The organism is Ruegeria sp. K5 (assembly GCF_056531805.1).
The window spans coordinates 295,822-318,460 of the sequence record NZ_JBQFML010000001.1 but is presented as its reverse complement, the minus strand read 5'-3'; the positions used below and the strand labels follow the sequence as shown (position 1 = coordinate 318,460).

Annotated in this window: 20 protein-coding genes; 11 read left to right on the top strand and 9 right to left on the bottom strand. The window is 59.9% G+C overall.

Annotated features, from left to right (window positions below; genetic code table 11):
- Nucleotides 1–19: 19 nt before the first annotated feature.
- Together ACR0MO_RS01650 and hemA are read right to left on the bottom strand one after the other, a co-directional pair.
- Nucleotides 20–1,228, bottom strand: a complete 1,209-nt coding sequence (locus tag ACR0MO_RS01650) for a helix-turn-helix domain-containing protein (RefSeq protein ID WP_170449974.1) — start codon at nucleotides 1,226–1,228, stop codon at nucleotides 20–22.
- Nucleotides 1,229–1,356: 128 nt separating this feature from the next.
- The gene (gene hemA / locus ACR0MO_RS01645) at nucleotides 1,357–2,580 is read right to left on the bottom strand and encodes a 5-aminolevulinate synthase (RefSeq protein ID WP_170449972.1); all 1,224 of its coding nucleotides are present in this window, start codon (nucleotides 2,578–2,580) and stop codon (nucleotides 1,357–1,359) included.
- Nucleotides 2,581–2,913: 333 nt separating this feature from the next.
- Here hemA and ACR0MO_RS01640 point away from each other — a divergent pair, with 333 nt between their 5' ends.
- Complete coding sequence (locus ACR0MO_RS01640; protein ID WP_170449970.1) at nucleotides 2,914–4,299, top strand: dipeptidase; 1,386 nt, start codon at nucleotides 2,914–2,916, stop codon at nucleotides 4,297–4,299.
- A 134-nt stretch (nucleotides 4,300–4,433) separates the two neighbouring features.
- Here ACR0MO_RS01640 and lpdA read toward each other — a convergent pair whose 3' ends face one another.
- Complete coding sequence (lpdA, locus tag ACR0MO_RS01635; RefSeq protein ID WP_480889403.1) at nucleotides 4,434–5,828, bottom strand: dihydrolipoyl dehydrogenase; 1,395 nt, start codon at nucleotides 5,826–5,828, stop codon at nucleotides 4,434–4,436.
- Between the two features lie 228 nt (nucleotides 5,829–6,056).
- Between lpdA and ACR0MO_RS01630 the strand changes: the two genes are divergently transcribed.
- A complete protein-coding gene (locus tag ACR0MO_RS01630; RefSeq protein WP_480872426.1) occupies nucleotides 6,057–6,479 on the top strand; it encodes a hypothetical protein in 423 nt (140 codons plus the stop codon).
- On the opposite strand, the gene ACR0MO_RS01625 is transcribed toward ACR0MO_RS01630, so the two are convergent.
- The 4 genes from ACR0MO_RS01625 to ACR0MO_RS01610 form a co-directional block, all read right to left on the bottom strand.
- Nucleotides 6,476–7,051, bottom strand: a complete 576-nt coding sequence (locus tag ACR0MO_RS01625) for a DUF924 family protein (RefSeq protein ID WP_170449964.1) — start codon at nucleotides 7,049–7,051, stop codon at nucleotides 6,476–6,478. The genes ACR0MO_RS01630 and ACR0MO_RS01625 overlap by 4 nt on opposite strands.
- Nucleotides 7,052–7,160: 109 nt before the next feature.
- Nucleotides 7,161–8,432 carry an MFS transporter gene (locus tag ACR0MO_RS01620; protein WP_480580743.1) on the bottom strand — a complete coding sequence of 424 codons (1,272 nt, stop codon included), beginning with the start codon at nucleotides 8,430–8,432 and terminating at the stop codon, nucleotides 7,161–7,163.
- A 113-nt stretch (nucleotides 8,433–8,545) separates the two neighbouring features.
- On the bottom strand, nucleotides 8,546–9,592 hold the full coding sequence (gene queA / locus ACR0MO_RS01615; RefSeq protein ID WP_170453005.1) for a tRNA preQ1(34) S-adenosylmethionine ribosyltransferase-isomerase QueA: 1,047 nt from the start codon (nucleotides 9,590–9,592) through the stop codon (nucleotides 8,546–8,548).
- Nucleotides 9,593–9,637: 45 nt separating this feature from the next.
- Nucleotides 9,638–13,021, bottom strand: a complete 3,384-nt coding sequence (locus ACR0MO_RS01610) for a YhdP family protein (RefSeq protein WP_480889400.1) — start codon at nucleotides 13,019–13,021, stop codon at nucleotides 9,638–9,640.
- A gap of 68 nt (nucleotides 13,022–13,089) precedes the next feature.
- Between ACR0MO_RS01610 and ACR0MO_RS01605 the strand changes: the two genes are divergently transcribed.
- The 7 genes from ACR0MO_RS01605 (at nucleotide 13,090) to ACR0MO_RS01575 (ending at nucleotide 19,623) form a co-directional block, all read left to right on the top strand.
- Nucleotides 13,090–13,551: a peroxiredoxin gene (locus tag ACR0MO_RS01605; protein ID WP_170449958.1), complete on the top strand. Its 462-nt coding sequence runs from the start codon at nucleotides 13,090–13,092 to the stop codon at nucleotides 13,549–13,551.
- A gap of 87 nt (nucleotides 13,552–13,638) precedes the next feature.
- Nucleotides 13,639–14,451, top strand: coding sequence for a ferritin-like domain-containing protein (locus ACR0MO_RS01600; protein WP_480890870.1), 813 nt, complete (start codon nucleotides 13,639–13,641; stop codon nucleotides 14,449–14,451).
- Between the two features lie 181 nt (nucleotides 14,452–14,632).
- Complete coding sequence (locus tag ACR0MO_RS01595) at nucleotides 14,633–15,964, top strand: DUF5930 domain-containing protein (RefSeq protein ID WP_170449955.1); 1,332 nt, start codon at nucleotides 14,633–14,635, stop codon at nucleotides 15,962–15,964.
- A complete protein-coding gene (locus ACR0MO_RS01590; protein ID WP_170449953.1) occupies nucleotides 15,954–16,454 on the top strand; it encodes a polymer-forming cytoskeletal protein in 501 nt (166 codons plus the stop codon). The genes ACR0MO_RS01595 and ACR0MO_RS01590 overlap by 11 nt, the downstream gene beginning before the upstream one ends.
- A 119-nt stretch (nucleotides 16,455–16,573) precedes the next feature.
- Entirely contained in the window at nucleotides 16,574–17,383 is an 810-nt protein-coding gene (locus ACR0MO_RS01585; RefSeq protein WP_480889398.1) for a M90 family metallopeptidase, read from the top strand.
- A 113-nt stretch (nucleotides 17,384–17,496) separates the two neighbouring features.
- Nucleotides 17,497–18,186, top strand: a complete 690-nt coding sequence (gene aqpZ, locus ACR0MO_RS01580; protein ID WP_170449949.1) for an aquaporin Z — start codon at nucleotides 17,497–17,499, stop codon at nucleotides 18,184–18,186.
- Between the two features lie 147 nt (nucleotides 18,187–18,333).
- Nucleotides 18,334–19,623 carry a hypothetical protein gene (locus ACR0MO_RS01575; protein ID WP_480889395.1) on the top strand — a complete coding sequence of 430 codons (1,290 nt, stop codon included), beginning with the start codon at nucleotides 18,334–18,336 and terminating at the stop codon, nucleotides 19,621–19,623.
- Between the two features lie 46 nt (nucleotides 19,624–19,669).
- Here ACR0MO_RS01575 and ACR0MO_RS01570 read toward each other — a convergent pair whose 3' ends face one another.
- Together ACR0MO_RS01570 and ACR0MO_RS01565 are read right to left on the bottom strand one after the other, a co-directional pair.
- Nucleotides 19,670–20,227 carry a peptidylprolyl isomerase gene (locus ACR0MO_RS01570; RefSeq protein WP_170519324.1) on the bottom strand — a complete coding sequence of 186 codons (558 nt, stop codon included), beginning with the start codon at nucleotides 20,225–20,227 and terminating at the stop codon, nucleotides 19,670–19,672.
- On the bottom strand, nucleotides 20,220–20,726 hold the full coding sequence (locus ACR0MO_RS01565) for a peptidylprolyl isomerase (RefSeq protein WP_170449943.1): 507 nt from the start codon (nucleotides 20,724–20,726) through the stop codon (nucleotides 20,220–20,222). Before ACR0MO_RS01565 ends, ACR0MO_RS01570 begins: the two co-directional genes overlap by 8 nt.
- Nucleotides 20,727–20,862: 136 nt before the next feature.
- On the opposite strand from ACR0MO_RS01565, the gene ACR0MO_RS01560 reads away from it, so the two are divergent.
- On the top strand, nucleotides 20,863–22,053 hold the full coding sequence (locus tag ACR0MO_RS01560) for a phosphoglycerate kinase (protein ID WP_480889392.1): 1,191 nt from the start codon (nucleotides 20,863–20,865) through the stop codon (nucleotides 22,051–22,053).
- A 148-nt stretch (nucleotides 22,054–22,201) separates the two neighbouring features.
- Nucleotides 22,202–22,501: a septum formation initiator family protein gene (locus ACR0MO_RS01555; RefSeq protein WP_170449939.1), complete on the top strand. Its 300-nt coding sequence runs from the start codon at nucleotides 22,202–22,204 to the stop codon at nucleotides 22,499–22,501.
- Nucleotides 22,502–22,639: the final 138 nt, after the last annotated feature.

The window sequence follows — 22,639 nt, the reverse complement described above, 5'->3', positions numbered from 1 at the left end:
GGGTACCGCAATGGCTAGATCACTCGGACGGTTGTTCCGCGACTTCGGTCTGCAGCTCGGCCACGAATTGTTTCAGGGCGCTGTTCTGCTCGGCCTCAAGATCGGCTTCGGCATAAACCTCGGACACCGCATCCTTGGACAGGACAACGCCTTTCGCCACGGTGCCCGGTGCACCGGCGGGGCCGTAATGCTTGCCGTTCATCGAGAAATAGACCGAACCCGAAGCGCCTGCACGCAGCTGCGGCGGTTCTTCGGTCAGCGGCACTTCGAACACATTGCCCTGCTCGACCGTGCCCAGAGTACCTTCGAAGATCACGCTGCCATCGGCGGCCGTGACGCGCATCCAGGCCGGATCGACGGCCACGATCTTCAGCGTGGTGTCGATCTGTTCAACAACCTGCGGCAAGGCCGGGCGTTCCACGGTATGGATGTCGGCCACCACAACCTCGGGCAGTTCAGGCGGGCGGAACGTGCCCACATCACGCGGATCGAGCGTTGAGATCGGTGCATCGCGCGCCACCAGAACCGGCACATCCAAGGCCTGCGGGCGGTACAGACGATCCAGCGCCTCGACACTGGGTGCTTCTGCTGTTTCGACCTCAGGCGAGGCGCTGCGGGCGGCATCCAGCGGATCAAGATCAGACAGAACGACGGGGGCCTGTTCAACCGGGCTGACCTGCACCTGCTGGATCCGGTTCAGAACGGACCAGCCGCCATAGCCGATACCACCGATCAGCGCCAACAGCACCAGCGACGATCCGATGGCGCGCGGTTCTATCTGACTGACCAGAGATTCCTTGCCCGGAATGTAGGGTGTGTTGGGCGAAATGAAGGGGTCGCGCCCCATCGGTCCGCGCGCGGGCAAATCGCCCGAGGGTTTGCGCACAACAGACGCCTGAGCGGACATTCCATGCGCCACCTCGAACCCGCTTTCTGCGCAGAAGGTGGCGAAGGTTTCGTCGGGGTCCATACCCAGATAACGGGCATAGGAACGCACATATCCGGCGATGAAGCCGGGTGTGTCAAATGCGTCGGGGTCGGCGTTTTCAATGGCAGCGATGTAGTTGGCTTTGATCCGAAGCTCGCGCTGAACGTCCAGAAGCGATTTGCCCATGGTGGCACGCTCGCCGCGCATTCGATCACCAAGCCGAACCTCGTAATCGTCAAACCCTTTGGGTCTGACGTCTACACCTTCCTCGGCTTCGCGCTGTGATCTGCGCCCAATCATCCTGCTGCCCCATTCTGCCTGTCACGCGTTTCGCGCTAACGGCGAATCGCCCCCATAACGATTCGTCCGTCACTTTTGTTAGCGTAAGCTTAACACGTGGCAAATAAGTTGCACACTTTGGCGTGAGGTTATCCGGCAAGTTCGGCGCGATTTAGCGCACAATGTGACCAAAGTTCGTCCATGGCCTGCACCAGACGGTTCAATTCGCCCGGTCCATGCACCGGAGACGGGGTAAACCGCAAACGCTCGGTCCCGCGCGGGACGGTCGGGAAATTGATCGGTTGCACATAGATGCCATAATCCTCAAGCAACCGGTCGCTGAGGATTTTGGTGTGTACAGGGTCCCCGACGATGACCGGGACGATATGGCTGCCGTGATCGATCAGCGGCAGGCCCAGCCCTTTCAGGCGCAGCTTCAGGATACTGGCCTGAGTCTGGTGCTGTTCGCGCAGCTCAGGGGCCGTTTTCAGATGCGCCACCGAGGCAGCCGCCCCTGCCGCAACCGCAGGCGGCAAAGACGTGGTAAAGATGAAGCCCGGCGCGTAAGAGCGCACGGCGTCACACATCTTCTCGCTGGCCGCAATATAGCCGCCCATGACGCCGTAGGCTTTCGCCAGCGTGCCGTTGATAATATCGATACGATGGGCAAGACGATCACGCTCGGTCACGCCGCCGCCGCGCGGGCCGTACATACCAACCGCGTGGACCTCATCAATATAGGTCAGCGCGCCGAATTCATCAGCCAGGTCGCAGATCTCTTCAATCGGGCCGAAATCGCCATCCATGGAATAGACCGACTCAAAAGCGATCAGCTTGGGCGCATTGGGATCATCCGCCTCCAACAATTCGCGCAGATGGGCGACGTCATTGTGGCGGAAGATGCGCTTGGCCCCGCCATTGCGGCGCACGCCTTCGATCATCGAGGCATGGTTCAGCGCATCCGAATAGATGATCAGACCGGGGAACAGCTTGGGCAGAGTGGAAAGCGTCGCGTCGTTAGCGATATAGGCGCTGGTGAACAGCAGGGCCGATTCCTTGCCGTGCAGATCGGCCAGTTCGGCCTCAAGCCGTTTGTGATAGACCGTGGTGCCCGAGATATTGCGCGTCCCGCCCGAGCCTGCACCAGCCGCATCGACAGCCTCATGCATCGCCTCCAGAACAACCGGGTGCTGGCCCATGCCCAAATAGTCATTGCCGCACCACACGGTGATGTTCTGCGTTGATCCGTCAGGACGGGTGCGAACCGCGTGCGGGAAATGCCCGTTCCGACGTTCGATATCGATAAAGGTCCGGTAACGTCCTTCGTCATGCAGCCTGGCAATCGCTGTATCGAGCTGAGCAGTATAGTCCACCGGACCCTCCTAATTCACCCAAGGTGATACACCCACCCTAAGCGCGTATTCCACCACCTGTCACAGCCTAAAGCGTTCCGGCGGTTTTTCGTTCCTTTGTCCTACCTGACTACAGGCGAACGGAAGAACCTAACTTTGACCTGCATCAAATATAAACTTCATTCGGGTCGAGCAAGTATAGTTACGCCCCCCAGACGCGAGGAAACGACGCAGGCCCCGTGTCTTAGCTCGCCCGGTTTCCAATGATAGCACAAATTCCACCTCAACGCCTCTGGACGGCAGCGGCCACGCTGGTAGGTTCGCCACAATCCAAAATCACGCAGGAGCCCTGTTATGTCGCTAGACGCCGTGCTGAGCCGGATCGATTCCGATCTGCAAACTTCGATCGACCGGTTGATGGAGCTGTTGCGCATCCCGTCCATCTCGACCGACCCCGCCTTCAAAGAGCACGTGGATCAGGCCGCCGACTGGCTTGTGGCCGATCTGCAAAGCATCGGTATCAAGGCCGAAAAACGCGAAACCCCGGGGCATCCCATGGTTGTCGGACATGTGGGCGAGGATTTGGACGGTCCGCATGTGCTGTTCTACGGCCACTACGATGTGCAACCGGTTGATCCCCTGAACCTGTGGAACCGCGATCCTTTCGATCCGGCCATCGAAGACACCGAACACGGCCCGGTCATTCGGGGACGAGGGTCGTCGGATGACAAAGGTCAGTTGATGACCTTTGTCGAAGCCTGCCGCGCCTGGAAAGCCGTGCACGGCACCCTGCCCTGCCGCATCACCTTCTTTTTCGAAGGCGAGGAAGAATCGGGTTCGCCCTCGCTGGTGCCCTTTCTTGAGGCCAACAAAGAAGAATTGCAGGCCGATCTGGCATTGGTTTGTGACACCTCGATGGTGTCACGCGGCGTGCCCTCGATTTCATCGCAACTGCGCGGGATGCTGAAGGACGAATTCACCATCATCGGCCCACGCATCGACCTGCATTCCGGCCATTACGGCGGCCCGGGGCTGAACCCCCTGCGCGAATTGTCCAAGATCATCGCCTCGTTTTACGACGATGAAACCGGACGCGTCGCGGTCGAGGGGTTCTACGAAGGCGTGCACGAGGTTCCTGCCGAGCAGCTGCGCCAGTGGGAAAACTGCGGCTTTGACGAAGCCGACTATCTGAACTCGGTAGGCTACAGCCAGCCCCATGGGGAAAAAGGCTACTCGACCCTCGAACAGCAATGGGCGCGCCCGACGCTTGAGGTCAACGGCCTTTGGGGCGGGTACAACGGCGCAGGGTCCAAAACGGTGATCCCGTCCGAGGCGCATTGCAAGATCACCTGCCGCCTTGTTGGCGACATGGACCCGGACGCCCTGCGCAAGAAAATCCGCAAACATGTCGCAGACCGCCTGTCGCCGGACGCCAAAGTCACGTGGGACAATGACCTTGAAGGCTCACCCGCCTCGGTCATGAACCTGGACCGCCCTGAATTTGAAGCCGCGCGCGGTGCGCTGTCTGATGAATGGGACCGCGAGGCCGTCTTTACCGGAATGGGCGGATCGATTCCGGTTGTCGGTTACTTCAATACCGTGCTCGGGTTGGATTCGATGCTGGTCGGCTATGCAAATGACGACGACGCCATTCACTCACCCAACGAGAAATACGACGTCAAAAGCTTCCACAAAGGTATCCGCTCCTGGGCCCGCATTCTGGACGCTTTGAATAAGTAAGAGTCTTTTGCGAGGCTCTGCCTCGCGCTCCGAGGTATTTGGGAACAGAAGAAGTATGGATCCCCTGCTTCTTCTGTTTGAAAATACCTCGGGGGAGTCGCGGCTTGCCGCGGCGGGGGCAGAGCCCCCTTTTCTTACATATGGATCACACGCCCGTAGGCATCCAGCACGGCTTCGTGCATCATCTCGGACAGCGTTGGGTGCGGGAAGACGGTGTTCATCAGATCTTCTTCGGTTGTTTCCAACTGTCGACCAACCACGTAACCCTGGATCAGTTCGGTCACTTCCGCGCCGATCATGTGGGCACCCAGAAGTTCTCCGGTCTTGGCGTCGAATACGGTTTTGATCAGGCCCTCGGGCTCTCCCAACGCGATGGCCTTGCCGTTGCCGATGAAGGGGAAGCGGCCGACTTTGATGTCATAGCCCAGTTCTTTGGCCTTGGCTTCGCTGTAGCCGACCGAAGCAACCTGCGGCTGGCAATAGGTGCAGCCTGCGATGCTTTCGGGTTTGACCGGATGTGCGTGTTTGCCCGCGATAAGGTCCGCGACCATGACGCCCTCGTGGCTTGCCTTATGCGCCAGCCAAGGCGCGCCGGCGATGTCGCCGATGGCATAGAGACCCTCGACCCCCGTGCGGCAATATTCGTCTGTGACCACATGGGTACGGTCGATTTTGACGCCCAGAGCCTCTAGCCCCAGGTTCTCGACATTGCCCACGATACCAACGGCAGAGATCACGGTGTCGAAATCGTGTTTCTCGACCTTACCTTTGACCTCGATATGGGCTGTGACCTTGCCCTTGGCGCGGTCCAGCTGCTTGACCATCGCCTTTTCTATGATGGTCATGCCTTGCTTGGTGAAGGCTTTCTTGGCGAAGGCGCTGATTTCGGCGTCCTCGACAGGCAGGACTCGGTCCATCACCTCGACCACAGTGGTATCCGCGCCAAGCGTATTGTAGAAGCTGGCGAATTCGATGCCGATGGCGCCCGACCCGATGACCAGCAGTTTCTTCGGCATCCGGGGCGGTTGCAGCGCGTGTTTGTAGGTCCAGACCAGATCGCCGTCAGCCTCGAGCCCCGGCAGTTCGCGCGCCCGTGCGCCGGTGGCCAGCACGATGTTCTTGGCCGTCAGTTCTTCGGTGCCTTTGTCTGTCTTGACGGTCACTTTGCCCTTGGCGGGGATCGTGGCCTCGCCCATGATCACGGACACTTTGTTTTTCTTCAGCAAGTGCCCGATGCCGCCGGAAAGCTGCCCTGCAACACCGCGCGACCGTTTGACAACCGCATCCAGATCATAGCCGATCTTGTCCGCTTTCAAGCCGAAATCCTTGGCCCGCTCCATCAGATGGAACACTTCGGACGAGCGCAGCAGCGCCTTGGTGGGGATACAACCCCAGTTCAGGCAGATACCACCCAGATGCTCACGCTCGACCACAACGGTTTTCAGCCCCAGCTGCGCCGCGCGGATGGCAGCAACATAGCCTCCGGGGCCTGCCCCGATTACGATCAGATCAAAAGATTGTGCTGCCATGTGTCCCTCTCGGCGCAGGTCGGATGAAATTTAGTTTACCATTAAACTATTTTTCAGAACGCATCAACACACCCTACCCGCGACAAAAGCGACGCAGGGTAAACAGTGGCAGGATTGCGCTGTTTTCAGCCTATACCCGCGCCATCCCAAAGGCTAGAAAAGAACAGCCGACTGTGGCGCCGCTTTCCTAATCACAAGTCATTCGAAAGGCTTACCATGGCCAAAACTATGAAAGATCTATTTCTTGCCCTACTCAACGCAACATTGATTCTGGTGGCGCTTTGCCTGTTTCTGGGATGGAAGCTGGCCTCGAGCGTCGAAAATGTCACAACCGATTTCGCTGAAACACTGCAGGTTGTGACACCACTGCGGGACGAAGCACAAGGTATCCGTGGGGAACTGGCGGCCTTGCGCAGCGAGCTTGCGGCCCTGCCGACCGATGGCAGCGTCATCGACACCGCCACGTCGCGACGGATTAAGACGGCGTTGAACCGGCTGAATGCGATCGAGGACAAGCTGCAAACAACTCAGGCCCGGTTCTCTGACCTGGCAGAGCAACCGGACCTGTTGATCGAAAAAGCCATTCAGACCTCGGGCGACGTTGTCGCCGACCGGGTCCTTGCCATCAGGGGGTGCGTCCCCGAGACTTAACTCGCCGCCTGAAGCTCGCGCACTGTTGTGCCGTAGCCGCCCATGTTGACATATGCTGTCTCATGTTCGGTCGAGTGGCGCGACAGTGCCTCGTTCCGATAGGGGAACCGGCCGAATTTGCGGATCACCTCACGATGGGCCCGAGCATGTAACAGATTGCCCGGGTTGCTGCTGAGGTTCTGGCACATCAGGCGCACACAGCGTTCCTGATCGCACAGGTTTTCTGAATGCATCATGGGCAGATAAAAGAACTGCCGGGCCGGTTCATCGATCCTCATATCCCAACCCTTATCCACCGCGCATTTGGCGGCGGTTAGCGCCGCCTTGTCCGTTGCAAAGGCTTTTGCGCTGCCTCGGAACATGTTGCGTGGAAACTGGTCGGTCAGGATGATGTAGGCCAACACCCCGCTGGGATAGGTCAGCCAAAGAGAGAATGTCCCTTCGGTTGCGGCCTCCCATGTTGTTTGGAAACGGTCCCGGATTTCCGCGTCCAACGCGTCATCCTGTAGATACCAACCTTTGGGACCAACTTCATCTAACCAATAACTCAATACGTCTTCAGGCCCTACCATTGCCCTAAACTCCAACTTGTGCCCTCCCCAGGGACGTAACGTCATTTAAGGCTGTTTTACAGAATTGTAACAGTAAAATATTGCAACATTAGCGACATATTTACGTGTCTTAAGCGACTTCCTGCGTATCCTGCTCGGCTTCGGCGGCCTCGATGGCCACCTCTTGTGCCACTTCAAGCGCAACCGGCGATGCGGTGGGATAAACCGGGGACATGGTGCCGGTTTCGTCGACAGGCACAGTCGGGCGCTGTGTCGTCCGGTAGAGTGCATAGACTGCGGTCATGAACAACAGGGCGGCGATAAACAGGAAGAAGCCCTGCGGTCCGAAAATGGCATCACCCATCAGCCAGCCGGTGATCAGCGGACCAGCAATTGCGCCCAGACCGTTGATGAAGATCAGACCGCCCGAGGCCGCCGCCATGTCCTCATGCTCCAGAAAATCGTTAGCGTGGGCAATCAGCAGTGAATAGAGCGGATTGGACATGCCGCCGATCAGGAAGGCAGCGCCCAGCAGAACCGGGAATGCCAGACCAAAGATCATTCCAACAACGGCACCGATGCCGCCGCCAGCCGAAACAAGCATGATCAGAACGCGGCGATCCATCCGGTCCGAGAACCAGCCCAACGGATACTGCAGAACCACTGCCCCAATATAGAACGCGGCCACGAAGGACGAGATTTCGACCAATGTCAGCCCGGCGCGTGCGCCATAGACTGGTGCCATGCCGAACTGGGCCGAGAATACACCGCCCAGCAGGAACATGCCGACGCAGCCCAGGGGCGATTTCCCCATCAACTCGCGCAGAGTCATGGGTTTGGTGGTGTCGAAGGCCGGTGTGGGGGAAATCGACAACAGAATGGGCGCAAACGAGACCGAAACCAGGATCGAGGCGATGACGAATGTTTCATAGCCCGCCGGATCGCCCAGCAATACAAGCCCTTGCGCGCTGATGATCCCGGTCATCTGCACGATCATATACAGCGACAGGGCCTGACCACGGTTTTCATTGCTAGCGGCGTTGTTCAGCCAGCTTTCGGCAGTGACATACACACCCGAGAAACAGAACCCGATCACGACGCGGCCCAGAACCCAGGCAATCGGGTCGGTCAGCATCGGATACATGATCATCACGGCCGAGATGAATGAGGCCAGCGCGGCAAAGACCCGGACGTGCCCGACCCTGCGGATCATCTCGGGCGTCAGGCGCGATCCGCCGAGGAACCCAAGGAAATACGCCGACATCACAAAGGACATCTGAAGGGTCGAGAACCCCTCGATCTCGCCACGAACGCCCAGGATGGTGCCCTGCAGGCCGTTGCCGATCATCAAAAGACCCATTCCGAGCAACAGCGCCCACGCGCTGGACAGGACCTGAAACATTGGGGCCTCCGATGAAATGCCGTTCTTAACTTGGATTCGTTGGTGCGATCAAAAAACGCTCTGGTCGCGCTTGTCTACGACTTTCCTGTCGCTTGCGGCCCGAAACGCGTCTTTCACGGGATCAAAAGCGACGAGTCACCGTAAGAGAAGAAGCGATATTTCTGTGCAATGGCATGGGCATACACCTCGCGCATCCGGTCCTGTCCCATCAGGGCTGATACCAGCATCAGCAGGGTGGATTTTGGCAGGTGGAAGTTGGTCATCAGCGCGTCGGTGACGTGGAATTGGAAACCGGGGTAGATAAAAATATCGGTCTCGCCTTCCCATGCCTGGATCTCACCACCCCGCGCGGCGCTTTCAATCAGGCGCAGCGCGGTGGTGCCCACGGGGATGACACGCCCGCCTGCAGCTTTGGTGGCACGAATCTCGGCGGCGGCGGTGTCGCTGACCCTGCCCCATTCGGCATGCATCTTGTGGGTGGTCACGTCTTCGACCTTCACAGGCAGGAAAGTGCCCGCGCCGACATGCAGGGTCACATGGCTGAATTCGATACCGCGTTCCTTCAGCGCCTGCATCAGCGGTTCGTCGAAATGCAGCGAAGCCGTCGGGGCGGCAACCGCGCCTGAATTCCGCGCCCAGATGGTTTGGTAATCGGTCTTGTCCTGCTCGTCCGCAGGGCGTTTGGCGGCGATGTAGGGCGGCAAGGGCATTGCACCGGCCTGTTCCAGCGCGGTGTCGAAATCCTCGCCCGTCAGGTTGAACCGCAGATAGGCTTGCCCGTCTTCCACGCGGTCCAATGTTGCGGTCAGATCGTCCGAGAAGATGATCTCTTCCCCCGGTTTGACCTTTTTCAGCGGCTTGATCAAAGCGGCCCAACTGCCATCGGCTTGCGGGTCCAGCAAGGTGGCCTCAATCGCGGCCGACACAGGGCCCTGTGCGCTGTCACGATGACGCCTGCCGCTGAGTCTTGCCGGGATCACCCGCGTATCGTTCAGCACCAGCCGATCACCGGGTTGCAGCCAGTCGGGCAGATCGAACACATGGCTGTCCGAAACCGCATCCCCCCGCGCCACCAGCAGACGCGCCGAGGATCGCGGATTGGCGGGCCGCGTTGCAATCAGGTCTTCGGGCAGGTGGAAATCAAAATCGCTGAGTTTCATGGCCGCGCCATACAAGGCCAAAACAGATTCGGCCATATCCCCGGATCAGTTGTCCCTTGGCGGTGATCCATAGGTGCGTTTCACCTCATCGGGTTTCTGAGGCTGGGAATTTGGCCCGTCGGACACCCTGGGTGCCGGTGGGCGCAGCAGGTCACGTAAGAACAAGGGTGCCAGCCCTGACAGCGGGTTCACCGATACTTTCGGCGCGCTCAGCGGTCCGGTCAGCCTGTAGTTAAAGCCGATCACGCCTTCGCCTTTGCGCGTCAGAACACTGCCAATTGCATTCACAAGATAGATCGGAGAGATCGCGCCGCGCAGGTCCAGCATACCGTTGACGGTATCGATGGTGCCATCAAACGACAGGCCCATGGACGGGCCAACGGCACTGCCGCTTAGCACCTTGATGTCCGTTGGTGTCAGCCGCATGCGGCTGTCGATGGACGAAAAGAAGATGCCCTGCCCCGCCATCTCATCCAGCAGGCCAACAAGGCTGATGGCGTTCAACAGGGCCGCCATGGCGGGCGCGTCGGTAATGCGAGTGTTCACGATCTTGACGATCACATCATAACTGCCGGGGGCCGCCACCGGCTCAAGCTGCAAGTCAAGATCGCCGCCGCGCGCCTGCGTCAGCACCCCGGCTGATCGCAGCACCGCCCCCGCGTCCTTTGACGTCAGGCTGACCGCACTGCGGTTGCTGCGCGGTGTCACCTGCCCTCGCACAGCGGCCCCGCCATTGACGGCAGCCGTGAAACCGCCGGTGACACCGCCTGTGGTCTGGAAGTTCCCCTTGAAACCGGTCAGCGCCACGGTCTCGGTCACTTGCAGCCGATCCAGCGTTACATCCAGCTTTGGCCCCGGACCGCCACCGCCCGAACCTCCGCCCTCGCCAAAGGTTGCATCGCCCATATTCATGACACCGCCCAGAACGCGAATATCCGGCACCGCCCCGCCCCGGCTGATCAGTTCCGCCGGAACGGCCAGCCAATTGCCCAGATCGAACGAGCTAAAGCGGACGCGGTCAAATTCACCGTCTTCGCGGAACGAGATTGAGGCATTGGTACGCAATCCCGCCGCATCTACACGCAGGGAGTCGACGCTCAGCTGGTCGCCCAACGTGACGTCGGCAATCAAAGTACCGGTGCTGTTCGCGCCTTTGCGCCAACCCAGTTCGGGGATGGCAAGCACGACCCCGGACAGATCCGATGTCGCCAACAGCTTGGGCGGCTCGCCTGCACCGATACCCAGACTGATGTCCGCCGTGCCCTGCCCGGTCAGCATACCGTCCGGCAGGGCCGCGTTGATCTCTTGCATCAGTCGGGGGGACAGTTCGATCTGGCCCGTCAGCTCGCTGCGCTGCGCGGTTTTTCCGTCGATCGGCTGGCGCCACGCGGCCTGAATCGGAACGTCGCCGAAATTGCCCTGACCAGCGATCTCAACTCCGGTCTGATCTCCGCTTAGATCCAGCAGATCGGCGCTGACGGAAAATCCGGGGACAAGCCTGTCGCTGCTGAGATTCCCCAGATCGCCGTCAAAGTGGAACTGCGTGTCCTGAAACTGAAGCTCTTTCTTCATCGGCAGTGACAAAGTACCCGCCAGCGCGACGGTCCCATCCGCCAGATCAACCGGCAGCCCGGCCTTGCTGAGCAATGACAACGGCGGCCGGTCCAGCAAGGACAATGCTGCCGTGACACTGCCCAACGCCTTGATCCGTGCAATCGCCGGCGAGGATTTCTTGATGCTTGTATCCGGAATGATAAAGGACGTCCCAGAGGCATCCACCTCACCGCCCGCATCCGCGATCACAATCCCGCGCTGCGCCGTCGCGGTGAAGCGGCGATCTATCAGGCTGGCTTGCCCTTGCGCGTTTTCGATGGGCGGCAGGGTTTTGACAAAGCGGATCGTTGCATCCTCGAACCCGAAATCCAGATAGAGATCCGGCTTGGACCCGGGCCGCAGACGCAGCGCAAAATCCATGTCCGACAGCAGGCCCTGATACAGGTTCTTTGTCACCCACTCCCGCGGCTTGGGGGCCAGACGTTCGGGCCAGTAGCTTAGCACCTCATCCGAGGTAATGCGATCCAGATGCGCGTCCAGATCGACCGACCACCCGTCAGGCAGGCCCACAAGATCACCGGATGCGCGCACCCGGTGATCCCCATCTTCGATGGTCATCTGACCAAGACGCAGATGAAACGGCGCGAAGGTCATCTTGAAATCCAGATCGGCCTGCCGCAGCTTCAGCGCCTCGGGGAACAGGTCTGCCGGGTTGGCGTCGATGCCGGTCAGGCGCAACTGCGCGTCGAGGCTGTCGAGGGTGCCGTTTTCCACCCCTTGCAGAAACGCCTTCCCTTCCGCCTGGACCGAGCCCCAGGCGGACACTACTGAAACTTCGTTAAAATCAATCTGATGCCCGACGGGGTTGTAGGTGAAATAGGTGCGGGCCGAGTCGAAGGGAACGGGCCGTGTCTCGGGGTTGGGTTGTACTGCCCCGGCCCCAAGGTTGAGCGTGGCAAACAGCGGCCCAACCGCGCCTTCGCCGTCAATACTGCCGCGCAGCGCGCCGGAGATTGGCGTGCGAAGCACCTGCAACCACGCCAACGCCGGGCTTTGGCCATAGACATCTTCGGCCGGCAGATCGGTGATTGAAACGCCGAACCGCGCCTCGGGTGTGCCCAGAACGCTGGTATAGTTCGCCTCGATCCCGCTGACATAATCGCGCCCCGACAGAACCGAGAAGCCCGTCGCCAGCCGCATCTCATTGTCGTTCCGGGTCAGTTGGATGTGGCCACCATCCAGCACCCAGGACCGCCCCAGCCGCAGATCGCGGTAATCCAGTGTGATCGCGTCCAGCTGCACCGAGGTCAGCGCCGATAACATGGGCGACAGGAACACCTGGTCCGAGGATTCGATCAACTGCGCCAGGTTTGGTGCTTCCTGCACAGGAGAGCTGTCGGTTCCTACCGTCAGTGTCAGCGCGCCATCCATCCCTCGGGTCAGTGCGATCTGGGCGCCGCTCAGCATGATGCGTTTGGGGCGCACGTTGCCGCGCAGCAACGGGCGCATGGCCAGGCTGGCCCGCATATCCGACACCTGTGCGATCTGCTGGCCCGCCGCATCGCTGATGCTGACATCGGTCAGGCGCAGGCGGGGTCGCCATCCTTCGTGGATGATAAAGCTGACATCCCCGAACCGGATTTGCAGACCGCCCAAGGTCTGTTCCAGCCGCGCCTCGACCCGGTCGCGCACCCATGCCGGGGCGTGCATACGTTGGCCGATCATCATGAACCCGACCACCACTGCCAGCACCACAAGCAGAATGGTGCCCCGCATCGCCCAAAGGCCTGCCGTCCGTCGGCGCGAGCGGCGGCGTGGGGTGCGTTCCGGCGGATCGCCCCCTTGCTGTTCCTGCTGCGCCAATTTGCTGTTCACGCCTTTTAACCCGCTGGTATCGCCCTATGATCTCGGGCAGCCTTTAAAAACCTTTAGCGGAGTTTCCAATGCCCGACATTTCAGACATGGCCCCCGATTTCACCCTGCCGCGCGACGGCGGTGGCGAGGTGAGCCTTTCGGACCTGCGCGGCAGTACCGTCGTTCTGTTCTTCTATCCTCGGGATGATACGCCGGGCTGCACTAAGGAATCCATCGGTTTCTCGGAACAACTACAGGCCTTTGCGGATGCAGGCGCTCAAGTTTTTGGCATCTCGCGCGACAGCGTGGCCAAGCATGGCAAGTTCGTCGCCAAACACGGCCTGACCACACCGCTACTGTCCGACGAGAACTCGACCGTGTGCGAGGATTATGGCGTCTGGGTCGAGAAGAACATGTATGGGCGCAAATCGATGGGGATCGAACGGTCTACCTTCATCATCGACGGCGAAGGTCGCATCGCGCAGATCTGGCGCAAGGTCAAAGTGCCCGGCCATGTCGAGGCCGTGTTGGAGGCCGTTAAGGCGATGTAAGTCCCTCGACCCCGGCGGCCATCCGGTTTATGTCGCAGCCTTGCAATCAACAGGCGGAGCGCACCCGTGCCCAAAACACTGACCCAGATGGCCACCGAGGTTCTGACCACAGCGGACGGGCGGGCGAAAACCGCCCTGTCCGAACGCCATGCCGCCGCCTGGTTTGCCGCCCGCAAGGGTGAGGGCGAGCCGATTGAGATCGGCACCGCAACGCCACCGCTGCAACCCTCACGCCCCGACAAACCCGAATTGCTGTCGCCCCGCGAGGTTCCAAAGCGCAAACCGGGGACCGAGGCCGGGCGGATCGCCCTGTTGCATGCGGTTGCCCATATCGAGCTGAACGCCGTCGACCTCCATTGGGACATCATCGCGCGCTTTGGCCATGTTCCCATGCCCATCGGCTTTTACGACGATTGGGTCAAATGCGCCGAAGAAGAGTCGCGCCATTTCGAGATGGTTTGTGATTGTCTGGAACAGATGGGCAGCCATTACGGCGCCCTGCCCGCCCATGCAGGCATGTGGCGCGCTGCCGAAGACACCGCCGAGGACCTGATGGGGCGTCTGGCCGTAGTGCCCATGGTGCTTGAAGCGCGCGGGCTGGACGTGACGCCGGGCATGATCGACATCTTCCGCAAGGCCAAAGCCGAACAGGCCATCGCGGCGTTAGAGGTGATCTATGCCGAAGAGGTGGGCCATGTCGCCTATGGCTCGAAATGGTTTCACTTCCTCTGCGGGCGCGAGAATGCCGACCCCAAGGACGTGTTCCACCAGCTGGTCCGACGCTACTTCCACGGCGCATTGAAACCGCCCTTTAACGAGGAAAAACGCGCCGAGGCCGGGTTGCCGCCCGATTTCTACTGGCCGCTGACCGAAGACCTGCCCTTGCCGGGCGCTGTCTAAAAGTGATCCTTGCCGGTTAATTTCGGCAAAATCCCGCCGATCACGTGGGGTAAAATTGCGAGGTTTGTGGCAAATTGGTCAACAAACTTGCCGCATGGCCACGACCCGTTTATGCAATCGCCCCAAGGGACGGCTACTGCACCACGACCGGTCCCGATCTTGGGGATGAGAGGTAAGACGCGTGCGAACACGTCTGGCAATTAAGTTTCACTCGTGGCTTGAACGCCGCTTCCCGGAACGCCGGGTTTTTCTGAAATCTGATCAAGACACGCGGTTCATCCGGCTTAGCTCGGAAACGCAGGTAGCTGCTGTTGCCGGTGTGGCCGTGATGGTGGGCTGGACGACGGTTGCCACCGCGATCCTGCTGATGGACAGCATCGGATCCGGCAATTTCCGCGAGCAGGCAAAACGCGATCAGGCGACTTATCAGGAACGTCTGAACATTCTGTCCACAGAACGCGATTCTCGCGCGCAGGAAGCACTGGCCGCACATGAACGGTTCAATGCGGCGCTCGAACAGATCTCGGCCATGCAGTCCGAATTGCTGGCCTCGGAAAACCGCAGGCGCGAGTTGGAAACCGGGATCGAAGTCATCCAGACCACCCTGCGCGCGACCATGAAACAGCGCGAAGAGGTTCGGACCGAGCTGGCCAACCTGCAACAGGGTGCTGACGGTTCAGACATGTATATGGCGGCGGTCGCCAACCCCGCGCAGATGGAATTCATGACCGAGGCACTGGCGCGCACAGCGGAGGAACGCGATCAGATCGCCACCGATGCGCAGGATGCCCTGGATCAGCGCGACGAGCTGGAGCTGGAAATCCAGCTGATGCAGGAACGTAGCGACGAGATCTTCCGCCAGTTGGAAGAGGCCATGGTAATCTCGGTCGAGCCGCTGGACAAAATGTTCCGTCAGGCAGGCATGCCCACAGATCGTATCATCGAAGAGGTCCGGCGCGGATATAGCGGTATGGGCGGTCCGCTGACCCCTTTATCCTTCAGCAGCCGCGGCACTGAAGAAGAGCTGACGGCTGACGAAATCCGGGCCAACAAACTGCTGCAACAGATGGATCAACTGAACCTGTACCGTCTGGCTGCGGAAAAAGCGCCCTTTGCCAATCCGGTGCATTCCGCCGTGCGTTTCACCAGCGGCTTCGGCACCCGCCGCGATCCCAAAAGCGGCGGTCGGCGGATGCATAATGGCGTTGATTTTGCCGGGCCTCAGGGCACCGACATCTTTGCAACCGCTGATGGAGTGGTCACCCACGCAGGCTGGCAATCCGGGTTTGGCCGCCTTGTGAAGATCAAGCATGCCTTCGGGATTGAGACACTTTACGCTCATAACACCAAGATCAACGTAAAGGTTGGCCAAAGGGTCTCGCGCGGGGATCATATTGCTGATATGGGTAGCACCGGACGGTCCACCGGCACGCATTTGCACTATGAGGTGCGCGTGAACGGAAAACCCGTGAACCCAATGACTTACATCAAGGCTGCGAGAAATGTTTTCTAAGAGCAAAATCAACGAGCCCGCATCCAAGGATTCTGAGGCGGCGAAACCTGCTGCTCCGGCGACTCCGGCGGCCCCTGCACCATCCGAGCCCAAGGCCAGCACCACGCCCAAGCCCAAGCCGCCCGCGTCGGTTCTGTCCTCGGACCTGCACATCACCGGTAACATCAAGACAACCGGCGACATTCAGGTTGAAGGCACCGTCGAAGGCGACATCCGCGCGCATCTTCTGACCATCGGTGAAACCGCCACCATCAAGGGTGAAGTCACCGCCGACGACGTTGTGGTCAATGGCCGTATCGTGGGCCGCGTGCGTGGCCTGAAGGTCCGCCTGACCTCGACCGCGCGGGTTGAAGGCGACATCATCCACAAGACCATCGCCATCGAAAGCGGCGCGCATTTCGAAGGCTCGGTCCAGCGTCAGGACGATCCGCTGAACCCGGGTCGCAGCGCGAAATCCGGCGGCAACCCTGCGGCGGAAGTCAAGCAGTAAGCCATTCGCCGAATAGAATTCGAAAACGCCGCGGGACCTTCCTGCGGCGTTTTTCTTTTGGGCCTGCGACGGGCCGTTTTGCGTTTCCCGTCAGGCGGGAACTGGCTTAGGCTCGGGCCATGTTCATGTTTCTAAGCGTTGTTGCCCTGATCGCTGCTGTCGTTGCCTACTACCTGTGGTCGCGCAGACAGGCGCGCGCGCAGTTGCTGGCAACGCCGCTGACTGCGTCTCAGCGCCAGACGATTGAGACGATGGTGCCAATTGTCCAACGCCTGCCGTCCGAGCTGCGCGCCAAGCTTGAAGGCAAGATGAACCTGTTTCAGAACCAGGTCAGCTTCTATGGCTGTGACGGGCTGGAAGTGACCGAAGATATGCGGTTGTCGATTTCCGCTCAGGCCTGCCTGCTGGTCGTGAACACCGATATGTGGTTCGACAACCTGACCACCATTCTGATCTACCCGAACGCCTTCAAATCCCGCCAACAACGGCGCAGCGGCTATGTGGTGACCGAGAAAGAGATCGTGCGCACCGGGGAAAGCTGGAACCGGGGGCCGGTTATCCTGTCCTGGGCGCACAGCCAGCAAGGCGCGTTGAACGACCATGACGGGCATAACGTCGTCTTTCACGAATTCGCGCATCAGATTGACGACCTGTCAGGCGGCACGGATGGCGTGCCGGTTCTGAGCCGAGGACAAAGCTATGCCGACTGGGAACGGGTCTTTGTATCCGCCTATGACGCCCATGTCTGCGCCGTCGAAACCGGACACCCCACTGTCATCGACCCATACGGTGCCGAAGGTCATGAAGAGTTCTTTGCCGTCTCGGTCGAGGTTTTCTTCGAACGACCGCGGGCGCTGAAATCCAGCAATCCAGACGTCTACGACCAACTGTCTCAACTGTTTCATCTGGACCCGGTCAGCTGGAATTAGCCAAACCTGCCGCGTTTGACGAAAGCCGGGAAAAACTCCCCTTTCTCAAAAAAATTAACAAATGGCATTTCCTGAATTAGACTAAAAACCATTGGTTTAACGGAGGAGTTTCCATGTCATCCAAATTGATGGCCGAGTTTATCGGCACATTCTGGCTGGTGCTGGGCGGTTGCGGCAGTGCGGTTCTGGCGGCGGGTGTTGCCGATGTCGGGATCGGCTGGCTGGGCGTGTCCTTTGCCTTTGGCCTGACGGTTCTGACCATGGCCTATGCGGTCGGTCCGATCTCGGGCGGGCATTTCAACCCGGCTGTCAGCCTTGGCCTGATGATCGGCGGGCGGTTCGACGCCAAGGATCTGATCCCCTATTGGATCGCTCAGGTCGCCGGGGCCATTGTTGCAGCCGTTGTTCTTTATGTGATTGTCAGCGGCGCGCCCGGGTTTGAGGGTGTGGGCGGATTCGCCTCGAACGGGTATGGCGAGGCGTCGCCGGAAGGTTATTCGATGATGTCTGCGCTGGTGATCGAGATCGTGATGACCGCGTTCTTCCTGCTGATCATCCTCGGCGCGACGTCCGACAAAGCGCCTGCTGGCTTTGCGCCCATCGCCATTGGTCTGGGCCTGACCCTGATCCACCTGATCTCGATCCCGGTGACCAACACGTCGGTCAACCCGGCGCGGTCGACCGGGGTTGCCCTGTTTGCCGATGGCCCTGCCCTTGCACAGCTTTGGTTGTTCTGGGTCGCGCCACTGATCGGCGGAGCCATTGGCGCCCTGATCTGGAAGGCAATGGCGTCCGACGACTAAACCCCTTTACGGCGCGGCCAAAAGGGTCGCGCCGGTTGACCTGCGGCAAGACACAGGTCTGCGCAGATTTCTTGTACCCGGAACTGGCTGGTTGAATTTCGTCCAAAAGCGGCGAAAACTCCGCCTTATGTGTATGAGAGATTTTTCATGACCTCTGGAACCGGTTTCAAACGCCCTGCCTCGGCTATTCCGGTGACGCCCGGATGGATTGCGATGCTGGGCATTCCGATCCTGCATTACCTCTGGCCGGACATGCCGGGTGTGTCTGACCGGGATCAAACGGTTTTGTTTACCCTGACGATCTTTGGGCTGATGGCTGCGGCTGAATTCGCCATTTGCAAGCTGCACCGGATGCCCGGCAGCGGGCTGGTCTACAAACGGCAGAATTTCCGTGACCCCGCCTATATTCGGGCCTACCAGATCAAGCTGGTGGGATTGGCAACCAGCGCCGCACTACTGGCCTTGGTCTATTGGTCCGCCGACCTGTACCACGGCGACTGGTACTGGCCCTTCTTTTCCCTGCTTGCCGACTATTGGTGGCTGATCCTGACCGTCGTTCTAAGCGTCGTCACTTCCGTCCATTTCATGATGCGCCATCCCCGCGACGGGATGTGGCATCTGGGCCGGGTTGTCCTGACGCTTGGGCAAGAGTCGCTGCACGCGCGCGGTCTCAAGGTGTACATGCTGGGCCTGTTGGTCAAAGGCTTCTTTCTGCCGCTAATGTTCTGCTATCTGGTCTATGACTGGAGCTTTTTTCAGTCGCGATCGCTATGGGAGGCCACAACCTTTCCCGAGGTCTATGAATACCTCTACCGGTTTTCCTTCTTCCTTGACCTGACCATCGTGGTGATCGGATACGCCACGGCCACGCGGCTGTTGATGTCCCATATCCGGTGGACAGAAACGACCGTCAGCGGCTGGCTGGTCTGCGTGCTGTGTTATTCGCCCTTCTGGCAGGTGCTGTCGCGCGAGTACTTCAATTATGTGCAGGACGGGTTCGCCTGGGGCGCGTGGCTGTGGGATTACCCGGTCATTTATACGATCTGGGGCTGTACGATCCTGTTCTGCCTGTTCATCTATACTCTGGCCTCAGCACGAATGGGGCTGCGGTTTTCGAACCTCACCTATCGCGGTCTGGCCTGCGATTTCCCCTATAACATCACCAAACACCCCGCCTATATCAGCAAGAACCTCAGCTGGTGGATGGTATCGATCCCGTTCATCGCGGTGGATTTCTGGACCGGAGTGGCCAATTGCGTGGCGCTGTTGGGCATCAACGTCATCTATTTCCTGCGCGCCTGGCATGAGGAACGGTGCTTGTCTCAGGCACCGTCGTACCGGGCCTATCAGCGGCATGTGAATGAATACGGGATGCTGGCGCGGATCCGGCAGGTGGTTCTGCCGACCCCGCCGCGCACTTCGGAAAAGGTGAACTGATCCGATACGGGTACCCCGGCGCAGTCATCCGCGCCGGAGTACAGGTTTATTCGGTGACCGTGACGGTTTTCATGACGTCAGGCTGGCCTGTGACCGCCCCGGTCTGAGAGTGGCCGCGTTTGATCGCGTCGACCACCTCCATCCCTTCGGTGACCTGACCGACGACGGTGTACTGACCATCCAGAAACGGGCCCGGATCGAACATGATGAAAAACTGCGAGTTCGCGCTGTCCGGATCGTTTGACCGCGCCATGCCAACGATACCGCGATCAAAGGTGCGGTCCGAAAACTCGGCAGGCAGATCAGGACGGTCCGAGCCGCCACGACCGGCATAGCGCATATCAAAGGACGCGTCCGACTGGTCGCCGTACTGAACATCCCCGGTCTGGGCCATGAATCCGTCGATCACGCGGTGGAACACGACACCGTCATATTGGCCTTCGCTGGCCAGGGCGGTGATCTGTTCGACATGCTGGGGCGCCAGATCTTCGAACAGGTCGATGGTGATGGTGCCGTTGGCCCCTTCTCCTTCGACCTCGATCTGAAGCCCCGTGGCCAGCGCCGGGCTGGCCAGCAGGGCAAAAGCGGCGGCCAGCTTACGCATCTGCGGCCACTTTCACGCTGATCATGCGATCGGGGCTTGCAGGCGGCTCGCCACGAGTGATGGCGTCCACATGCTCCATACCTTCGATGACGCGGCCATAAACGGTGTATTGACCGTTCAGGAAGTGGTTGTCCTTGAAGTTGATAAAGAATTGCGAGTTGGCCGAGTCTGGGTTCTGCGAGCGCGCCGCGCCCAGCGTCCCGCGATCATGCGGCAGTTTCGAGAATTCCGCCGGAACGTTCGGCAGCGACGATCCACCGGTGCCAGCCATGCGCAGGTTGAACCCGTCTTCCATGTCACCATGCTGCACGTCGCCGGTTTGCGCCATGAAGCCGTCGATCACACGGTGGAAGGCCACGTTGTCATACTCGCCCCCACGGGCCAGTTCCTTCATCCGCGCGCTGTGCTGCGGGGCCACATCGGGCAGCAGCTCGATCACGACATTGCCGTCTTTCAGCTCGATGATGATGGTGTTTTCGGGATCCTTGATTTCGGCCATCTGGCCCTCCTGTCGTTTTGTCTTGCGCAAATACCTATGCGCCGGGCGCGTGAATGCCAAGTGACGCATTGACCTGAGGGCAAAATGAAGGAAAAGAACCGCCTAAACCGGTATCAAACTCACGAAGGATTGCACGATGGGCTGGAAAACGCTGGACGACATGGACCTGAACGGCAAACGCGTCTTGGTGCGCGTGGACATCAACGTGCCCGTCGTGGACGGCGTTGTCACCGACGCCACGCGCATCGAACGGATCGTGCCCACCGTCCGCGACATTCTGGCCGCCGGCGGTAAACCGATCCTGCTGGCGCATTTCGGGCGTCCGGGCGGTGAGCGGCGCGAGAACCTGTCGCTAAAGCAGCTGGTCCCGACATTGGAAAGCGCCTTTGGCACCCCGGTCCTGTTTGCCGCCGATTGCGTCGGCGCCGAGGCTGAACTGGCCGCAGATGCGCTGCAACCGGGTCAGGTCCTGCTGTTGGAAAACACCCGCTTTCATGCAGCCGAAACCAAGAATGACGCCGATCTGGCCGCAGGTATGGCCAAGCTGGGCGACGTCTATTGCAACGACGCGTTTTCAGCCGCGCACCGCGCCCACAGCTCGACCGAGGCGCTGGCCCGCCTTCTGCCCGCCTGCGCAGGCCGTTTGATGCAAGCTGAGCTACAGGCTTTGGAGGGTGCTCTGAGTGCCCCAAAACGCCCCGTGACCGCCGTTGTGGGCGGCGCGAAAGTGTCGACCAAGTTGGAACTGCTGGGCAATCTGATCGACAAGGTGGATTACCTGGTGATCGGCGGTGGCATGGCGAACACCTTCCTTGTCGCCAAGGGGATCAGCGTCGGCAAATCGCTGGCCGAGCGTGAGATGAAGGACACCGCTGCCGAGATCTTGGCCAAGGCCGAAACCTCGGGCTGCACTATTGTCCTGCCCACCGATATCGTTTTGGCCGAGAACTTTGCGGCAAATGCCCCGCATCAGGTGCTGCCCGCCGATCACTGCCCTGACGAGGGTATGATCCTTGACGCAGGCCCAGAAAGCGTCGCCGCGATCTCGGAGATTTTCGCAAAAAGCCAGACGCTGATCTGGAACGGCCCGCTGGGCGCGTTCGAACTGGAACCGTTTGACGCGGCCACAAATGCCGCCGCGCTGAAAGCCGCGGCGCTGACACGGTCGGGCCAATTGGTCTCGGTCGCGGGTGGCGGTGACACGGTTGCGGCGCTGAATGCCTCGGGCGCTGCGCATGATTTCTCGTACATCTCGACAGCGGGCGGCGCGTTCCTTGAGTGGATGGAAGGCAAAACCCTGCCCGGCGTCGCAGCGCTGGAACAGTGACGCAGGCCTGCGCGGCGAGACATTCTGACTCAGGCTGACATTTTTGCGAATCAGGGGATTCACATCGCGAATCGCCTGTGACATAGTGCTGACAGAGGTTCGAAAAGGACCCGTTATTGAGGCAAGTTTTCATACGGCGGTAAACAGAGTGTCCCGTTCCAATCGCCCCGGTTTGGGCTCAGTTGCTTTCTTCTCGGTGGCTTTCATGCTGGGTGTCTATTTCACCTTTGCCGCCGTGCAGGGTGACTATGGCCTGTTCCGACGGGTCGAGATTGCAGCGGAACGGGACGCTCTGTCGCGCGATCTGGCCAATTTGGATGCGGAGATCACCGAAATGGAAAACCTGACCCGCAGGCTATCGGATACCTATCTGGATCTGGACCTTCTGGATCAGCAGGCCCGCTCGGTTCTGGGCATGATCCGCGCCGATGAGATCGTGATCCGGTAAACCGCCCCACACCCGCTGCCCCATATTTTTTCGAAAACCTATCATCACGTGCCAGCCGGAATCCGCGTCTGGCGACGCTGCGTCACATTTGCACTCGCCAGACCGTCGCAAATGCTCTAAAAGATAGTTTAACGCTAA

Excerpts from the sequence above, each read along its gene's own strand:
- ACR0MO_RS01650 (WP_170449974.1), bottom strand. The coding sequence starts at position 1,228 with ATGATTGGGCGCAGATCACAGCGCGAAGCCGAGGAAGGTGTAGACGTC.
- lpdA (WP_480889403.1), bottom strand. The coding sequence starts at position 5,828 with ATGGCAGCACAATCTTTTGATCTGATCGTAATCGGGGCAGGCCCCGGA.
- ACR0MO_RS01625 (WP_170449964.1), bottom strand. The coding sequence starts at position 7,051 with ATGGTAGGGCCTGAAGACGTATTGAGTTATTGGTTAGATGAAGTTGGT.
- ACR0MO_RS01570 (WP_170519324.1), bottom strand. The coding sequence starts at position 20,227 with ATGCGTAAGCTGGCCGCCGCTTTTGCCCTGCTGGCCAGCCCGGCGCTG.
- ACR0MO_RS01565 (WP_170449943.1), bottom strand. The coding sequence starts at position 20,726 with ATGGCCGAAATCAAGGATCCCGAAAACACCATCATCATCGAGCTGAAA.
- ACR0MO_RS01605 (WP_170449958.1), top strand. The coding sequence starts at position 13,090 with ATGCCCGACATTTCAGACATGGCCCCCGATTTCACCCTGCCGCGCGAC.
- ACR0MO_RS01640 (WP_170449970.1), top strand. The coding sequence starts at position 2,914 with ATGTCGCTAGACGCCGTGCTGAGCCGGATCGATTCCGATCTGCAAACT.
- queA (WP_170453005.1), bottom strand. The coding sequence starts at position 9,592 with ATGAAACTCAGCGATTTTGATTTCCACCTGCCCGAAGACCTGATTGCA.
- ACR0MO_RS01600 (WP_480890870.1), top strand. The coding sequence starts at position 13,639 with ATGGCCACCGAGGTTCTGACCACAGCGGACGGGCGGGCGAAAACCGCC.
- ACR0MO_RS01590 (WP_170449953.1), top strand. The coding sequence starts at position 15,954 with ATGTTTTCTAAGAGCAAAATCAACGAGCCCGCATCCAAGGATTCTGAG.
- ACR0MO_RS01560 (WP_480889392.1), top strand. The coding sequence starts at position 20,863 with ATGGGCTGGAAAACGCTGGACGACATGGACCTGAACGGCAAACGCGTC.
- aqpZ (WP_170449949.1), top strand. The coding sequence starts at position 17,497 with ATGTCATCCAAATTGATGGCCGAGTTTATCGGCACATTCTGGCTGGTG.
- ACR0MO_RS01585 (WP_480889398.1), top strand. The coding sequence starts at position 16,574 with ATGTTCATGTTTCTAAGCGTTGTTGCCCTGATCGCTGCTGTCGTTGCC.
- ACR0MO_RS01630 (WP_480872426.1), top strand. The coding sequence starts at position 6,057 with ATGAAAGATCTATTTCTTGCCCTACTCAACGCAACATTGATTCTGGTG.
- ACR0MO_RS01620 (WP_480580743.1), bottom strand. The coding sequence starts at position 8,432 with ATGTTTCAGGTCCTGTCCAGCGCGTGGGCGCTGTTGCTCGGAATGGGT.
- ACR0MO_RS01575 (WP_480889395.1), top strand. The coding sequence starts at position 18,334 with ATGACCTCTGGAACCGGTTTCAAACGCCCTGCCTCGGCTATTCCGGTG.